This window comes from Paenibacillus sp. JCM 18996 (assembly GCF_055392555.1).
Window position 1 is genome coordinate 261,367 of the sequence record NZ_AP043884.1, and the last position, 14,443, is coordinate 275,809.

Below are 14,443 nucleotides of genomic sequence, written 5' to 3' on the forward strand. Positions count from 1 at the left end.
TCGAATAAGGTAAAATCCATAATCAAAAGGACCAATACAACTACAGAAAAGGAAGAATGATGAACTATCAACTGATTGCTCTAGATGTGGACGGTACCCTGCTGAACGACCAATACCGGCTGACGGAACCTGTCAAGGAGACGATCCGCAAAGTGCACGAAGCTGGCTGCACCATCGTCCTGTGCACGGGAAGAAGCCCGATTTCCAGCATTCCGGTGATGGAGGAGCTCGGCCTGAGAGGCAAATTGATCACCCACAACGGAGCCGCGACTGTCTCCTCCGAGGACCGGTCGGTGCTTTACCTTTTTCCTTTCGATATGGAAGAGATTCTGCCGATGGTGGAGTACTGCAGGAAGCATGAAGTCCATTTTGACGTAAATTCGGCGTTTACAATGTATGTGGAGAGTCTGCAATCGGGGACGAAGGAGATGTACGACAAATTTTTTGCGAATCCTGTGCTGGTGCCTGACGCACTGTCAGTGGATGAGCCGATCGTGAAGTTTACAGCCTTCGGCACCGAGGAATTGATGGACAAGGTGGAAGCGGATTGGAGGGTGATGGATATCCCCCACCGCATGATCCGGAGCGGCGTGCATTTCATCGACGTGATGCACTTTGAATCGACGAAGGGCAACGCCCTTAAGGCTCTGGCCGCGCAGATGGGTATCCCACGGGAGCGGGTTCTGGCTATCGGCAATTATTTTAACGATATCGACATGCTCGAATTTGCCGGAATGGGCATTGCTATGGAGAACTCGCCGGAGCTCGTGAAGAAATCCGCTGACGCTGTCACCGGATCGAACAACGAGGACGGTGTGCATCAGGCGTTAACCCGATACTGCCTGGAACAATGATTTCTTTTGGAAGCTGGTCAAAGGCCGCGGACAAAGAACCTTTTTTCCATCCTGATGAAGGGTTCTTTGCCCGCCAAGCTAAACGCCATCCTTGAATTCGATTAAGCAAGTCGTTCCCTTTTGAGGTTTGCTGATGAAGGAGATCTTGCCGTTCATTGATTTCAATAAGGTTTTTACCACCATAAGGCCGAGCCCGGTGCCCATATCCTTCGTCGTGAAGAAGGGCATTCCCAGCAGCTTGATCTGCGCGCCCGTCATCCCCACTCCCGTGTCTATAATCGAGACCCATATCGACCCGTTCGTACGCTCGGTTTCAATCGTCAGCGTTCCGCCGTCTGGCATCGCTTCAATCGCATTCTTCAACAGGTTGAGCAGGCACTGCTTCAGCTTCCTTGATTGTCCCCTGACGAGAAGCGGCCCCTCATACGAATGGCTCACTTTCAGCTCGACATTCCCTATCACCAGCAGAGAGCTGATGAGCGGGATGATGTCCGCTATTTCTTTTTTCAAATCGATTTCTTCAATTCCCTCCGCATCCGGCTTGGCGTAATTTAAATAATCGGTGATGATCGTGTTGGCCTGGTCAATGCCTTCGATGGCAGAACTTATGAAACGATTGCGCTCGTCAGCGCCGAATTTGTCCGCTTTCATCAACTGCAGGTAACCGCGCGTGGTCGTCAGAGGATTACGGATTTCGTGCGAGACGGATGCCGCCATCTGGCCCACCAACTGATATTTCTCTGCTGAAATGAGCCGCTCTTTCATCGCTTCCTGGTGTTTGACGTTGTAGTATAAGCAATTGACGATCCATGTGAACAGATAGCTCCCCGAAGCTGCGTACCCGAAAGCTTGCCAGTTCTCGCGCAGATGCGCTCCTCCCAAACCGCAAAATACGGCCAGATAAAGCGTAAGCATCCCAGAGGCTAAGATCAGCTTGCTGCGGATCGTTTGGCTGCCGCCCTTCCTGAGGTATAAAACCATGCCGAGAGCGAACATGCAGGCTGAAGCCGCAAAACAAGGCAGAAAATAATTGCCGAGGAAGTAATATCCGAACAGATTGAATAAAATCCAAGTGCCCACTCCCGGAGTGAACCCTTCGAACCCAGAGGCAAGCCCCAGGCACACCGGCACGGTGTAGACCATGTAAACCAACGGATCCAGCTCTTCTATCCCGAAGTAAAAGCAGGCTAGAATCAGCAAGATGGCCACGAAAAAAAACTTCTTCCTCAGGCCGGCTCCCACGATGGCCGGTGTCAAAAAGATATACAACAAACAGGCGCAGGCAAGGTAGAGGAATCCGTGGACCTCCTGGGAAATGATCGCCTTAAGCAAAAAGTACCAATCCTTCCTCCCAAGTAAGACTTTTTTCCTATATTATCTCACGAAATTTAACAAAATCAATCAAAAATCACCGATACTAATTTCATTCTTTTGAAATAGGATAATGATAGGGAATGTTGTAGAGGAGGGAAGATGCTATGGACGGGTCAGCGAATATCACCACGGGCGGGGATAACAGCTGCCGCAGCTGCTGCACGCCGGTTGCACAGTTTGCCGAAGGCCACATCGACGTGTGTCCGGAATGTTTGGAAGACGCCGGACAGGGACCGCATTCGGACGAGGGGAAAGGTCCGATGTTGTTTTTAAAACAATGCGGCTTGCTGCCGGAATATTTGCTCTAACATTTGAAGACGCTTAATTATTTTTTAAGATTTAACGTATTTTTTCCAAAAAAAGGTTGCCGACGGTTAATAACCTGCTAAAATTGAAATATACTGAAATTTCGAACTACTCCATTTGCACTCTACATAGAAGGAGAGAACTCACATGGCAACTGCGCTGCCCAAAGTGAACGAGCTTGGTTTTTTTGAAATAAGGCTGGAGTCGATCGGAGGCCTTGGAGCGAATCTGGCCGGCAAGATGTTGGCTGAAGCGGGAGTTGTTGGCGCCGGCATGAACGGCGTCAGTTTTTCTTCCTACGGCTCGGAGAAGAAGGGCTCCGCTGTGAAAGCACACATCCGGTTTTGCGATCCGGATACGAACATCAGGGACACGTCTCCCGTGGAGCGCCCGCATGTGGTAGGGGTATTCCATGAAGCGCTTACCAAGACTGTCAACGTGATCAGCGGTATATATGAAGACAGCCTTGTGCTGGTGAATTCAACTAAGTCGCCGGAACAGTTGAAGCAGAATATGAACCTCATGGGCGGGACGATTGCTGTCATCGACGCCATAGGCATCGCTCTGCAGGAAAAGAACAGAGTGAATATGGCCATGCTGGGCGCTTTATTCCGCCTGTGCCCGTTCCTGGATCCGGATACGATGAGAGAGGTCATCCGGAAATCTCTGGAAAAGAAATATCCCGGGGCGGTACAGCCGGCGTTGAATACGTTTGACCGCGGATACAACGAGGTCGAATTCCAGACCTTTGCCCTGCCGGAGGGCAGCGAGATGCCTTCGTTTGTGCGGATGGATACACCTGTGCTCGGTTATGCCACCCAGCCGATCGGGGGACTCATTACCAACCCGGGCAACAGTATCTTGAAAAATCTCAGCATTTCGCGCGCCGGTATGATGCCCCATTTTGACGATGACAAATGCATCCACTGCGCGGCTTGCGATAACGTGTGCCCCGACTTCTGCTTCGTATGGGACGAGGCCGCGGATAAAAAAGGGCGTCCCCAGATGTTCCTGCAGGGAATCGATTATCAATACTGCAAGGGCTGTTTGAAATGCGTACAAGCCTGTCCTACGGAAGCTTTGTCGAGCGCAAGGGAGGAAGACGGGTATGCCGACCGCTACAGGGTGCCTCACCGGTTTGACCTAGCGGTCAATTGACTGGACCCGAACAAGTGAATCAGGATGCTTCGAGGCTTGCTGCAAGTACTTTTTCGGGACTCCGGAAGCTTTTTTTGCGGGAAGCCTGGAATCAACTAAATATAGAGGAGTGGATTGCTTGAATGGCTATCGAGATTAGTAAAGAAACCGCGCAGGCTAAGATAGAGCAGAGAATCGTCTATGAGTCCGGCAACGAAATGGCCGCTTACGCCGCTCACCAGATCAATTACCATATCATGGGATACTTCCCTATCTCCCCTTCCACAGAGGTCGCCCAGTTCCTGGACCTGATGAAAACGGGCGGCAAGCACGACATTGTGCTGATCCCGGCCGACGGCGAACACGGCTCCGCGGGGGTATGCTACGGCGCTTCCACAGCAGGCGGACGGGTATTTAACGCAACCAGCGCAAACGGTTATTTATATATGCTTGAGCAGATGCCGGTGCAGTCGGGAACGCGTTTTCCGATGGTCATGAACCTCGTCTGCCGTTCCGTGTCCGGACCTTTGGATATCCACGGAGACCACTCCGATCTGTATTACGCTTTGAACACCGGCTGGCCGATCCTGATGTGCCGCGATCCCCAAGCCGTTTACGATATGAACATTATGGCGCTGAAGCTTGCGGAAGATCCTGAAGTGCGGCTGCCTGTGCTGGTCGCATCGGACGGCTATTTCACTTCCCACCAGAAGCGGAGAGTGCAGACGTTTGCCCACCGGGCGGATGTTCACGCATTTATCGGGGAGAAGCCTCCAGCCGGCTATCCGCAGACGCTCGACCGCGATAATCCGATTACCGTAGGGCCTTATATGAACGAGCCGGATTACATCAACAATTGCTATCAGCAGTCGGTTGCGATGTACAACGCCGAGCGCGTATTCGACCGGATCCGCAAGGAATATTACGAGCTGACCGGCAGGGACTATCCTGTCCTGGATCTGTACCTGATGGAGGACGCGGAGGTTGCTGTGTTCCTGATGAACTCCTCTTCGGAAATCATCAAGGACGTGGTCGACCAATTAAGGGCAAAAGGCATCAAAGCCGGCTCCATCGCGCCCAATATGATCCGTCCTTTCCCACAGCAGGCCATTGCAGAGGCATTGAAGAACGTAAAGGCGCTGACGGTCGGCGACCGGGCCGACTCTTACGGCGGCCACGGCGGGAACATGGTGAACGAGATCAAAGCGGCGCTGTTTACGTACGGGAACCACTCCACGATGGTCATCAGCCGCATTTACGGATTGGGGGGCAAAGATTTTTACGCCGAGGACGGCCACAACCTGTTCCAGTTTGCGATTGATGCCGTGGAAAAAGGCAAAGTGGAGGTGCCGTTCGACTACTACGGACATACTCCCGGTGATCCGGCGAAAGCGCCCAAGCGTGTGCTGAACCCGATGAAGTACGAAGATTTGAAAACAGGGCTGATCACCGTCAAGAAGGATGAAGCTTCCGGCAAATTGAATGTGCGCATCCCTCCTTTGAGGTCTTTGACAAAGAAGCCGAAACGCATCGCGCCGGGCCACGGGGCTTGTCCGGGCTGCGGCATTTTCTCCGGACTGGAGCTTTTCTTCAAGGGCATCGAAGGGGATATCGTGGCTCTGTTCCATACCGGCTGCGCAATGGTTGTGACCACCGGCTACCCGTACTCCTCCCACAAGGCGACCTACATCCACAACCTGTTCCAGAACGGGGCGGCCACTCTGTCCGGCGTTGTGGAGATGTTCTGGGAGCGCAAGCGCAGAGGCGAGCTTGACGAGCTCAACCTGAAGGATGACTTTACTTTCGTGATGATCACCGGCGACGGCGGTATGGACATCGGCATGGGCCCCGCAATCGGAGCGGCGCTGCGGAACCATAAAATGATCATTCTCGAGTACGACAACGAAGGATACATGAATACGGGCGCCCAGCTGTCTTATTCCACCCCGCTCGGCCACCGGACGTCCACATCCAACGTGGGCTCGCATCAGGGAGGAAAGTTGTTCCACCATAAGGATACGGCGCAAATTATGGCTGCAACCCACATCCCATACGTGTTCACCGGCTCCGAGGCATTCCCGCAGGACCTGGTCAAAAAGGCGGCGAAAGCCCAATGGTACGCGCAGAATGAAGGCATGGTGTACGGCAAAATCCTGATTGCGTGCCCGCTGAACTGGCTGTCCGAGGATGAGCAGGGCTCCAACATCGTGGGCGCGGCAGTGGATTCCTGCTTCTTCCCGCTGTACGAAGTGGAGCATGGAGTGACTTCTCTGACTTACAATCCGGAAGAGAAGAGCAAGAAGATTGCGGTGGCGGATTGGCTGAAGACTATGGGCAAAACAAAGCATATGACGAAGCCGGAGTATGCCGAGGCGCTGGCTTCTTTCGAGACTGAGGTAGAGCGGCGCTGGGAGATATTGAAAGCGAAACACGAGAGTCCTTATTTGTAATGTTTTAAAAAGCGAGGCGTTTCCCGCAATGACTCCGAAATTACGGGTTAGAGCCCGGGTTCCGGTTTGGGGAATCGCCTTTTTTTTGCGTTGGGGTGCTTCTTCGGAGAACACAATCTTATTTGCGGAAGCACCTAATTTTTTGGTTGACTAATATGTCGGTTGCGCTTTATTATTATCTTCACAGTTGGAATTCGTTAAATGTTGGAAAACATTATTCGAGGTTGGAATAAAGTCGCAGTTTCCTCATCCAAGTCAGGGTTGCCGTCTGGAGGAGAGAAGCTGTATATTTTTATGGATCAACTGTAAAGCATGTTTTCCAAATAAGCATTGACGCTTGATTTTTAATACGAAGTTTCATTATTTGAGTATTGGGTGACGAACATAACAATGGGGGTTAGAACACATGAAATGGTATATTAATTTGAAGACGACTACAAAACTATTATCTGCTTTTATACTGACCGCAATCCTTGCGGGTATTATCGGGTTCAACGGATTATTAAACATGCAGAGATCCAACGAAAGATTAAACCTCATATACTCCAATAACCTGCTTTCCGTACAGTATATGAATCAGGCGACAGTGAATTATACGAGAATTCGGGTTGCCGTGCGCGATATAGCGATTTATAAAAACGAAGATGACCAAAGTAAAAAGATTAAGGATATAGAGGGCATGGTTAAAGCTGTAGAAGAAAACCTCAATTCGTTCAGAAAGATCGACAGCTCCGCCTCCAGACAATCCGCTCTGCAAAAAATTGATGCAACCTGGGCGTCATATAAAAAAACAATGGACAACGCTCTCCAATTGAAGAAAGCCGGCCAAAACGATGAGTACATTGCTCTCTTGACCGGAGATTTTGCAAAAATAGGGAACGAGTTAAAAGCATCGTTGGATGAACAAATTGCGAGTAACATCAAACAAGCTGAGCAGGTGAACAGGGAAAGCAACAATGACTACCAGAAATCGCGTGTCTTTACGGTCACATTCGTTGTCCTGGTCGTAGCTTTAAGCATCCTTTTTGGAATATGGATATCCATAATCATAAGCCGCCCACTGAACAAAATCGTATCCGTTGTTACCAAGGTGGCCAGCGGCGACTTAACGGAAAAATCAGACATAGCAAGCAAAGACGAGATTGGAATGCTCGCTCACGCCATTAATCACATGGTAGATAATCTGCGCGCAGTGGTTGGAGGGATTATTCAGTCATCTCACAGCGTAGCGGCATCCTCAGAACAAATCTCTGCAAGTACACAGGAAGTGGCAAGCGGCAGCACAAGCCAAGCGCAATCTGCAAGCGACATTACAGAACTCTTTAAGGAGCTTTTAACAGCCATTAATTCAGTTGCCAAAAGCGCCGAACAGGCGGCTGAGCTTTCCGATCAAACGGTCCAAACAGCCACAGAAGGCGGCAAAGTCGTTAAGGCATCCGTAGCGGGCATGAAAAAAGTGAATGACAGTATGACCCAGCTGGAAGAAGATTCCTACAAAATCGGCAACATAATTGAAGTGATCGACGATATCGCCGAACAAACCAATCTGCTTGCCTTAAATGCGGCGATTGAAGCTGCCAGAGCCGGGGACCAAGGCAGGGGATTCGCCGTTGTAGCCGATGAGGTGAGAAAGTTAGCGGAACGCAGCAGCCAAGCAACGAAAGAGATTACTACCATCATAAAAGCCATGCAGGGAAACACGAAACAAAGTGTTGCAGCTGTGATCGACAGCGTCGCTCAATCTACTCAAACAGGAGAAGCGTTTGATGAAATTGTCAGAATGGTAAATCATTCCTCGGAGAAAGTCAATGAGATCGCGGCCGCATGTGAAGAAGAAGCAGCGCAGGCTACGGAGGTTATGATTTCGGTCGAATCCATTGCAGCGGCTAGTGAAGAAGCTGCGGCGGCCTCCGAAGAAACCGCCGCAGCATGCCAATCTCTTGCGCATTTGGCTGAAGATCTGAACAGTTCCGTTTCCAGGTTCAAAGTCTAGTCTGTTGTGGAGCCAGTGTGAACTGAGTGAAGAAACGGAAAGTAAGAAATGGATCACCGCCTGATTAGGCGGTCCTTTTGTTTTACTTTTGGATGGCTATGTTTTGCGTACTATTGGCAGGGATGGTTGCTTCAACTTCCAAATACTGTTTCCCGTCTGCGCCGTAGTTCTGTTTTACCGTTCCGTTGGAAACCTTGTAATTTCCTGCTGCCATATAGAATGGAACGGTCACTTTAACCGGCTTATTAAGACGATTGGTCACGGCCGCGTTCTGAGCTGAAGCTTGTCCATCGTTGGCAGCGGTGTAGTTAGCTTCGAATGACATGATACCGTTCCGTGTTTCGCCGTATTGGTAAACCGGAATGGAATGACCAGGCTCTTCATAGTTGTACGAAGTGGGTTGTCCCTTATTCACCGTAAAATGCCTGAATCCGATCCACGGTTTTCCCGTCAGCTCTATGGCAGTGGTCGTTGTATAGAGAATGCCGTCCTGCTGGGTCACATTATCGATGTGCGTGTGCCCATGCAGGCCAATCTGCACATGATATTGCTTCATCAAATCGACAATTTCCCGCGCGCCTTCTCCGTGCCACAGCTGGTCATATTTTTGCCCGAGCTTCTCGCCCAGAGCGAGATTGGCAGGTGTCTGAGGATTGTGCTGGCGGTCATACTCTTTCCAATACAACTGCACTTCCGGATCGCTCTGCGGCCATTGATCACGGTCACGGAAAATCGGGTTGTTATGGGCAAGCAGTCCGCGCAACTGCCCTGGTTGGGCCGCTGCCGCGTTTTTCGCCAGGTCTTCCTTCAGCCACTGCAGCTGCTCGCTCCGAACTTGTCCGCCCCAAGTTGGTACGGAAACCGTTCCGCTGCCGCTCCGGTCGATTTTGTCCCAATCGAATGAATTAAGGGCGACAAAGTGAGCGTAAGGGCCGTAATTGAACGAAAAATAAAGAGGTCCAAAGTAATTCTTCCAATATTCCAATCCGTCTGTGAGCGTAAGATCTTGCGCGTAACCGTCGTGGTTGCCAGGGATGATATAGACCGGCACGTTGAGCTTTTGCAGAACTTTATAAACTTCCTCATACTCATACAAATACTCTTGCGGGTTCATTTGGCCAAAAATGAGATCGCCGGTAAGAACGACAAAGTCAGGGTTTTTAAGATTCACTTCTTTGATAGCCTTTTGAAGATAGAGCCAGCGTTTATCCGGGTCAGGATTCCATATGCCCGCTTCCGTCGCAAGTGCCGGATCGGCCGCCAACGGGTCTGACGGGTCCCCTAAATTTCTTGGAGAGCCTACGTGAATATCCGTCATATGAAGGAATGTAAAATCCTTTTTGAATTCATCTACCACTTTCACTGAATGGGGTTGTTTATCGGTCACCCGTTTGCCGTTTGCAGTATAGGTCACTTCCAGATCGTACAATTTTTCAGGAACCTGGGCCGGAATCTGGACGGTAATGTCATAGATCGTCGGGCTGTTCCTCCAGTAGGATTTACCGGCTGCAACCGTCTGCACGGGAAGCTCATACTCGCTTGTCAACGAGGATAGGTTGGTTTGCTTTAATTTTATAGTCCAGCCGCCCGCTTCTTTTCCTATGCTGTCCAGCTTGATCGTAAGGGTTTGGCCTTTCTTTTTTATTTCCGGTGAAGCAAAAAGGGGAGAGATGATTTGATTTACTTTCGGACTCAGTGAAATATTGGGCGTCTCGAGCCGGTAATTCGTGCTGTTGCCTATTCCGCCATCCTTATCGCCCGCAGTACTCAATGGGCCGCCGATCGCCTGCGCCGTTGCGGGTACAAATGACACCGCCAGCAGAACGATAGCCGCTTTACTTAACCAGTTTTTCAATGTTTGATTACCTCCTTTTTAAATACTTACCCACCAAGTGTAAACTGAGAGTAACGTGTATATTAATTTTTTGTTTAGCAATGGAAGAGTTGATTGAAGAAGGGATTTACCGACAACTTCAAGAAGTAACTACGTAATTTAGGAGAAGCAGCGGCGGACTTGCCCAGAGTGACGGCTATGTATTTGGAGAGCGGGGAAGAAGAGCTGGCACGACGTTTCTGGCCGTTTATTTGAATGGTTCTGCAACAAAAGAAGCCTTCACAGAACGTTTTAGAGTCCATATGCTTCATCAACGGGTGTTAGACTGGGGATGCGCCAAGGCTATTCATCGCGTGACTTGGGATAACGAGCTTTCTTTTTGTGAGTGGGCGGAAAAATTTACCGAGTCGACGGCCTGCCTGTTAAATTGAGGTCCGGCGATCAAGCATGATACTTGCCAATGGGCTCATTCAAAACCCACTCGAGAAGGAAGATTTGATCCTCAAGCCGGTCGATTTGATCTTGCGGGACGTCGTCTCCTTTTAATTCCAGCGTTTGCTTCTGTACAACCAATTCGTTCAGCTTTCTCTTGATCTGGCTTTCTGTCCTCATCAGCACTGCAGCATCCTTTCAGCGGTTTTCTAACATTGTAACTCACATAAGACAAAATTGTCCAAGAGCGTCTTACACGGGGAGATGAACGATGGAATTCATTTTAGCTGATCTTTTAAAAACCTGCCAAGCTTTAATGGGCCTGAATATCTCAGCCACCGCACCTATAAAACGGGGATGGTTAAACTTAAAATGGAAAATCACCACGGACAAGGGTATCTTTCTGCTGAAGCAGTATAACAAGGAAAGGTACCGATTATATAATCCGGAGGATCTTTTGTACGCATTCTCAGAGCAGATAAGATTACACGGTCACGGCCTGCCTTGCCCTAAGCTCATTGCGTATCAGGGTGACGTTTTGCTTGAATCAGGCAATGGCGAGAAGTTTGTGCTAATGGAGTACTGTGAAGGCAGTATGATTCCTGCGGGTAAATTAAATGGTCATCAAATGTACGACTTGGGACGAGTCACTGGCCGTATGCACCGTTTGTTAAACGACGGAACGTCAGGGAGGAAGAGCAGCCCTCAATTTATTCCGCCGAGCCGCGAGGAACGGTTGGACCATTGGAAATTAGTAGGGAACAAAGCGGATGAGGCGGGTAAAACTTGGCTGCTGCCTGCGATTGAAACTCAATACATAACAACCGAAACGATTAATATGGAAGTGTTTGATTTAAATGCAACCGGTTGGTCGCATCGCGATCTCTGGGCGGACAATCTTTTGTTTACAGAAGACCGTGTAAGCGCTGTACTCGATTTTGACCGGTTGAAGTACGATTATCCGCAGCTTGATGCGGCCCGCGCCGTTCTGTCCGGAGCGTTGGACGGCGATAAAATCAATGCGTCTATTGTTCTGGGTTTCATGGAGGGATATAGAGAGGAGCGTTCTATCGCGCGAGGTTTTTTGACAAGTGCGCTGCGGCTATTGTGGTATATGGAAAGCACTTGGTGGATCAATCCCGACATGGATGAGCACAGTGTGCCTCCTGCCCGTTTTGCGAAGGAAATGATTTGGCTTGCTGAAAATCATCAGGAGTTGGAAGCGCTGTTGGGTGATGTTTAAGGCAGCAAAGCTTGTTGAAAGAGGATGGCCGTTGTGGAAAATGAAGTTAAGGAGTTATTCAACGAAAGGATTCTTCTGGACGGCGCCAATAAATTTGGAGTAAACATAGAAGATTTGTCTTTTATCGGTGGCAGTAAAAAAGTATCGGAGGGGAAAAGCTGTGCCTTTTGTACTTAAACATGGTCTTACGTCGCGAATCTATACCTGCAGGCTGGTAAATCACTACAATTTGGAGTATTACGGGACAAAATATTGGGAGTCGGAAGAAGAAGCTCGAACGGGGAGGGAGAGCTTTCTCACGGAACGGAACGAAGCGGAACCCGACAACTGGGAAATTTGGGAAATTGACGAGAAAGAGCTGAAGCTGTTCAACGTGAGGCTGAAGAACGACCCTTCCAACCAGTTGTTTCTTGATGATGCAGGCAGGCCGGCGGTTAGAAAGAAAAAGCTCGGTTGAACTTGATTGCACGAATTACCGTATTGCTGGAAGTGTTATAGTGTTCGAATTTCCGCCTTCAGGGCATGATCATCCTCCTTTCCTTCCATGGACATAGTATCCTTTTCACAGTCTCACGTCGTTAAAGCTTGCAATATGATGCGACGTATATGCTTTATTCGCGGCTCTAAAGGGTAAATGAGTACATAAATACATCAATCGATGGAGAGAGAAAATGGTGATGCACATGATCGGGTCGACACCGCGGACATTCGATTGGGAGTCTTTCTTTTCCGGCAGTTCACCGGGCACCGACGAGCATCAGGAAGTGAAGGAGAGAAAAGCTGATTTAGGCGAGCTGCGGTGGTTTTTGCAGGAAGTGAATGAGGAGCTGAACGCGTATCGGGAGCAGTTTCCGGACCGCCGGTTTGAAAAAGAGTTAAGCGGCGCTTTCCGGCACCGGGCGGACCAGCTGTTGGCGGAGCTGGCGCACTATGACCTCCATCCGATGGGATGCGGCTTTGACCGGTACATTACGCTAAAATATGAAATCCGCACCTTATTGAAGCAGCTTGGCCCGATGCTGTCCGGGAGCGATTGGCAGACTCCCTGCAAGCTTCTGTCCGACCAAGAACCTGAAGCGTCCGCTGAGGTAGGCTACATGCAAGAGGAGCAGGGGACTTACATGCGAAGCTATGGCAGTGAATTCGTCAAATCGTATGAGCGGCGGTTTGCGGAGCAGTTCTTTCCGATGTCTTACGATTGCCGTCAGCGCAGTGTGGGCTTTCTGACCACCTCAGGGATGAAGGCGCTGGAAGTGGCTTTAATCGCTTATAAAACACATACCGGTGAAGCGTATCCGCTTTATTACCAGAGCGGTTTTTATTGCGAGGGAGCGGACTTGGCAAGAGCTTTGATGAAAGAGCCCAAGGAGCTGACAGCGGATGAAATCTATCGAAAGCTGGACTCGCAGGAACCTGTCGGCTGCTTGCTGGTCGATCCGGCTGTATGCTGGCCTGTGAGGCCTGCCGTCGACCTGGAAATTCTGTTCGTCAAACTGCAGCGGCACCGGCAAAAGGAACCGCTGTATGTCATCGTCGATCGCACGCTCACAAGCTTGGCCAATCCGCTGTTCGAGCGGTACGGGGACAAACTGCCCGCCCACGTGGTGCTGGTTGCCGTCGAAAGCGGCATCAAATATTACCAATACGGCCTGGACTTGGCCAATATAGGGTTTGTGGCCGCAGCAGGGCGGCAGCTGCAGCAGGACGGGGAAGCGGTGAAACGCTGGGTCGACCTAATGGGAATGCTGAGCGCTTCACCGGATCCAACGCTCGTCCGGATGATCCCCGCTCCCCACGAGGGCCGGGTCAAGGCCAGATTAAGACGGCTGAACCGCAACGCCCATTGGTTTTACGCTTTTCTCAATTATATGAAGGAAAGAGGGCATATCCGCCGGTATTACCTTTCTGTCGAGCCGTCGCCCCGGTATGTGATTGATGACCGCCCCTGGATCGGTTCCGTATTTTATATCAGGAAGGATGACGGTTACTCCGAGGCGGACTATCAGCAGTGGATCGACCGTTTGGCGGCTTCCGCGCCGCCTGAACTGCATTTCGTTTCCGGGGGCAGCTTCGGCTTCGATACGTTCCGCCTGAATGCCGTCTCTGCTTCGGGCGGAAGCGACAATGCCTTGCGCTGCTCTGTCGGAAGAGACACTATAGGCCAGCTGCTCGTGAGGCTCCGTTTTTTGCACGATTATCTGGTTGGACATTGAGCGGGAGCCCGTGCATGCTGCAAACGAGAAAAGACCAAAGAAGGAAACGGACTGTATGCTCCGTCCCCGCTTTGGTCTTGTTTTTGTGCGCGGAGCCTGATTACCAGAAGATTGGCCGGTACTGGGAATAAGGATAAGTCCCGCTGTACATTCCTGTTCCTGTATAGCCGCCGCCGTAAACTCCCTGCTGCGGGTAGCCGCCGTACATACCCCCATACGAACCTCCAAACGGATAACCGCCGTACATTCCCGTTCCTGCATAGCCGCCGCCATAAACGCCCTGATGCGGATAACCGCCGTACATTCCCATTCCCGCGTAACCACCGCCGGTCGGATAACCGCCGTAGCCCATGTCGTATCCGCCATAAGCGCTTCCTCCGAACATGCCGTAGGATCGCTCAATGGAAGAAACAAAAGGATTAAAGCCCGCATTACCCGAAATTTCATACGGAGAAACTGCAAGCTCATCTTGTATTGGTGTCATTGTTCTCTCATCTCCTGTCGATTTGTGCTTTTATCACGATGCAGTGTATTCGCCCAACCGCCTGTTGGTGAAAAAATGTCCCAAAATGATATAATATTGAAAAAGCCCCCGAGCAATGGGGTG

Annotated in this window: 13 protein-coding genes; 9 read left to right on the forward strand and 4 right to left on the reverse strand. The window is 50.4% G+C overall.

The genetic code is table 11. The annotated features are described in order from the left end of the window. Positions 1-56: 56 nt before the first annotated feature. A complete protein-coding gene (locus tag ACZ5N7_RS01285; RefSeq protein WP_464656678.1) occupies positions 57-854 on the forward strand; it encodes a Cof-type HAD-IIB family hydrolase in 798 nt (265 codons plus the stop codon). A 78-nt stretch (positions 855-932) separates the two neighbouring features. On the opposite strand, the gene ACZ5N7_RS01290 is transcribed toward ACZ5N7_RS01285, so the two are convergent. Next, on the reverse strand, positions 933-2,186 hold the full coding sequence (locus tag ACZ5N7_RS01290; RefSeq protein WP_464656680.1) for an ATP-binding protein: 1,254 nt from the start codon (positions 2,184-2,186) through the stop codon (positions 933-935). Positions 2,187-2,332: 146 nt separating this feature from the next. Here ACZ5N7_RS01290 and ACZ5N7_RS01295 point away from each other — a divergent pair, with 146 nt between their 5' ends. The 4 genes from ACZ5N7_RS01295 to ACZ5N7_RS01310 all read left to right on the forward strand — a co-directional run bounded on the left by ACZ5N7_RS01295 (position 2,333) and on the right by ACZ5N7_RS01310 (position 8,114). Continuing rightward, positions 2,333-2,536, forward strand: a complete 204-nt coding sequence (locus tag ACZ5N7_RS01295) for a hypothetical protein (RefSeq protein ID WP_464656682.1) — start codon at positions 2,333-2,335, stop codon at positions 2,534-2,536. Positions 2,537-2,681: 145 nt separating this feature from the next. Beyond that, positions 2,682-3,692, forward strand: coding sequence for a 2-oxoacid:acceptor oxidoreductase family protein (locus ACZ5N7_RS01300; protein WP_464656684.1), 1,011 nt, complete (start codon positions 2,682-2,684; stop codon positions 3,690-3,692). A gap of 122 nt (positions 3,693-3,814) precedes the next feature. After that, positions 3,815-6,121 carry a thiamine pyrophosphate-dependent enzyme gene (locus ACZ5N7_RS01305; RefSeq protein WP_464656686.1) on the forward strand — a complete coding sequence of 769 codons (2,307 nt, stop codon included), beginning with the start codon at positions 3,815-3,817 and terminating at the stop codon, positions 6,119-6,121. Between the two features lie 406 nt (positions 6,122-6,527). Then, the gene (locus ACZ5N7_RS01310) at positions 6,528-8,114 is read left to right on the forward strand and encodes a methyl-accepting chemotaxis protein (protein WP_464656687.1); all 1,587 of its coding nucleotides are present in this window, start codon (positions 6,528-6,530) and stop codon (positions 8,112-8,114) included. Between the two features lie 82 nt (positions 8,115-8,196). Here the strand turns inward: ACZ5N7_RS01310 and ACZ5N7_RS01315 are convergent, their stop codons facing one another. Together ACZ5N7_RS01315 and ACZ5N7_RS01320 are read right to left on the reverse strand one after the other, a co-directional pair. Continuing rightward, entirely contained in the window at positions 8,197-9,969 is a 1,773-nt protein-coding gene (locus ACZ5N7_RS01315) for a metallophosphoesterase family protein (RefSeq protein WP_464656689.1), read from the reverse strand. A gap of 420 nt (positions 9,970-10,389) precedes the next feature. Next, complete coding sequence (locus tag ACZ5N7_RS01320; protein ID WP_464656691.1) at positions 10,390-10,560, reverse strand: hypothetical protein; 171 nt, start codon at positions 10,558-10,560, stop codon at positions 10,390-10,392. 91 nt (positions 10,561-10,651) lie between these two features. On the opposite strand from ACZ5N7_RS01320, the gene ACZ5N7_RS01325 reads away from it, so the two are divergent. The 4 genes from ACZ5N7_RS01325 to ACZ5N7_RS01340 all read left to right on the forward strand — a co-directional run bounded on the left by ACZ5N7_RS01325 (position 10,652) and on the right by ACZ5N7_RS01340 (position 13,836). Then, the gene (locus ACZ5N7_RS01325) at positions 10,652-11,623 is read left to right on the forward strand and encodes a phosphotransferase (RefSeq protein ID WP_464656693.1); all 972 of its coding nucleotides are present in this window, start codon (positions 10,652-10,654) and stop codon (positions 11,621-11,623) included. A gap of 33 nt (positions 11,624-11,656) precedes the next feature. Then, the gene (locus ACZ5N7_RS01330) at positions 11,657-11,800 is read left to right on the forward strand and encodes a hypothetical protein (RefSeq protein ID WP_464656695.1); all 144 of its coding nucleotides are present in this window, start codon (positions 11,657-11,659) and stop codon (positions 11,798-11,800) included. Beyond that, positions 11,784-12,080 carry a hypothetical protein gene (locus tag ACZ5N7_RS01335; RefSeq protein ID WP_464656697.1) on the forward strand — a complete coding sequence of 99 codons (297 nt, stop codon included), beginning with the start codon at positions 11,784-11,786 and terminating at the stop codon, positions 12,078-12,080. The genes ACZ5N7_RS01330 and ACZ5N7_RS01335 overlap by 17 nt, the downstream gene beginning before the upstream one ends. A gap of 214 nt (positions 12,081-12,294) precedes the next feature. Beyond that, positions 12,295-13,836, forward strand: coding sequence for a hypothetical protein (locus ACZ5N7_RS01340; protein ID WP_464656699.1), 1,542 nt, complete (start codon positions 12,295-12,297; stop codon positions 13,834-13,836). A 100-nt stretch (positions 13,837-13,936) separates the two neighbouring features. Here the strand turns inward: ACZ5N7_RS01340 and ACZ5N7_RS01345 are convergent, their stop codons facing one another. After that, positions 13,937-14,320: a hypothetical protein gene (locus ACZ5N7_RS01345; RefSeq protein WP_464656701.1), complete on the reverse strand. Its 384-nt coding sequence runs from the start codon at positions 14,318-14,320 to the stop codon at positions 13,937-13,939. Positions 14,321-14,443 lie beyond the last annotated feature (123 nt).

Excerpts from the sequence above, each read along its gene's own strand:
- ACZ5N7_RS01285 (WP_464656678.1), top strand. The coding sequence starts at position 57 with ATGATGAACTATCAACTGATTGCTCTAGATGTGGACGGTACCCTGCTG.
- ACZ5N7_RS01295 (WP_464656682.1), top strand. The coding sequence starts at position 2,333 with ATGGACGGGTCAGCGAATATCACCACGGGCGGGGATAACAGCTGCCGC.
- ACZ5N7_RS01300 (WP_464656684.1), top strand. The coding sequence starts at position 2,682 with ATGGCAACTGCGCTGCCCAAAGTGAACGAGCTTGGTTTTTTTGAAATA.
- ACZ5N7_RS01305 (WP_464656686.1), top strand. The coding sequence starts at position 3,815 with ATGGCTATCGAGATTAGTAAAGAAACCGCGCAGGCTAAGATAGAGCAG.
- ACZ5N7_RS01310 (WP_464656687.1), top strand. The coding sequence starts at position 6,528 with ATGAAATGGTATATTAATTTGAAGACGACTACAAAACTATTATCTGCT.
- ACZ5N7_RS01320 (WP_464656691.1), bottom strand. The coding sequence starts at position 10,560 with ATGAGGACAGAAAGCCAGATCAAGAGAAAGCTGAACGAATTGGTTGTA.
- ACZ5N7_RS01325 (WP_464656693.1), top strand. The coding sequence starts at position 10,652 with ATGGAATTCATTTTAGCTGATCTTTTAAAAACCTGCCAAGCTTTAATG.
- ACZ5N7_RS01340 (WP_464656699.1), top strand. The coding sequence starts at position 12,295 with ATGGTGATGCACATGATCGGGTCGACACCGCGGACATTCGATTGGGAG.
- ACZ5N7_RS01345 (WP_464656701.1), bottom strand. The coding sequence starts at position 14,320 with ATGACACCAATACAAGATGAGCTTGCAGTTTCTCCGTATGAAATTTCG.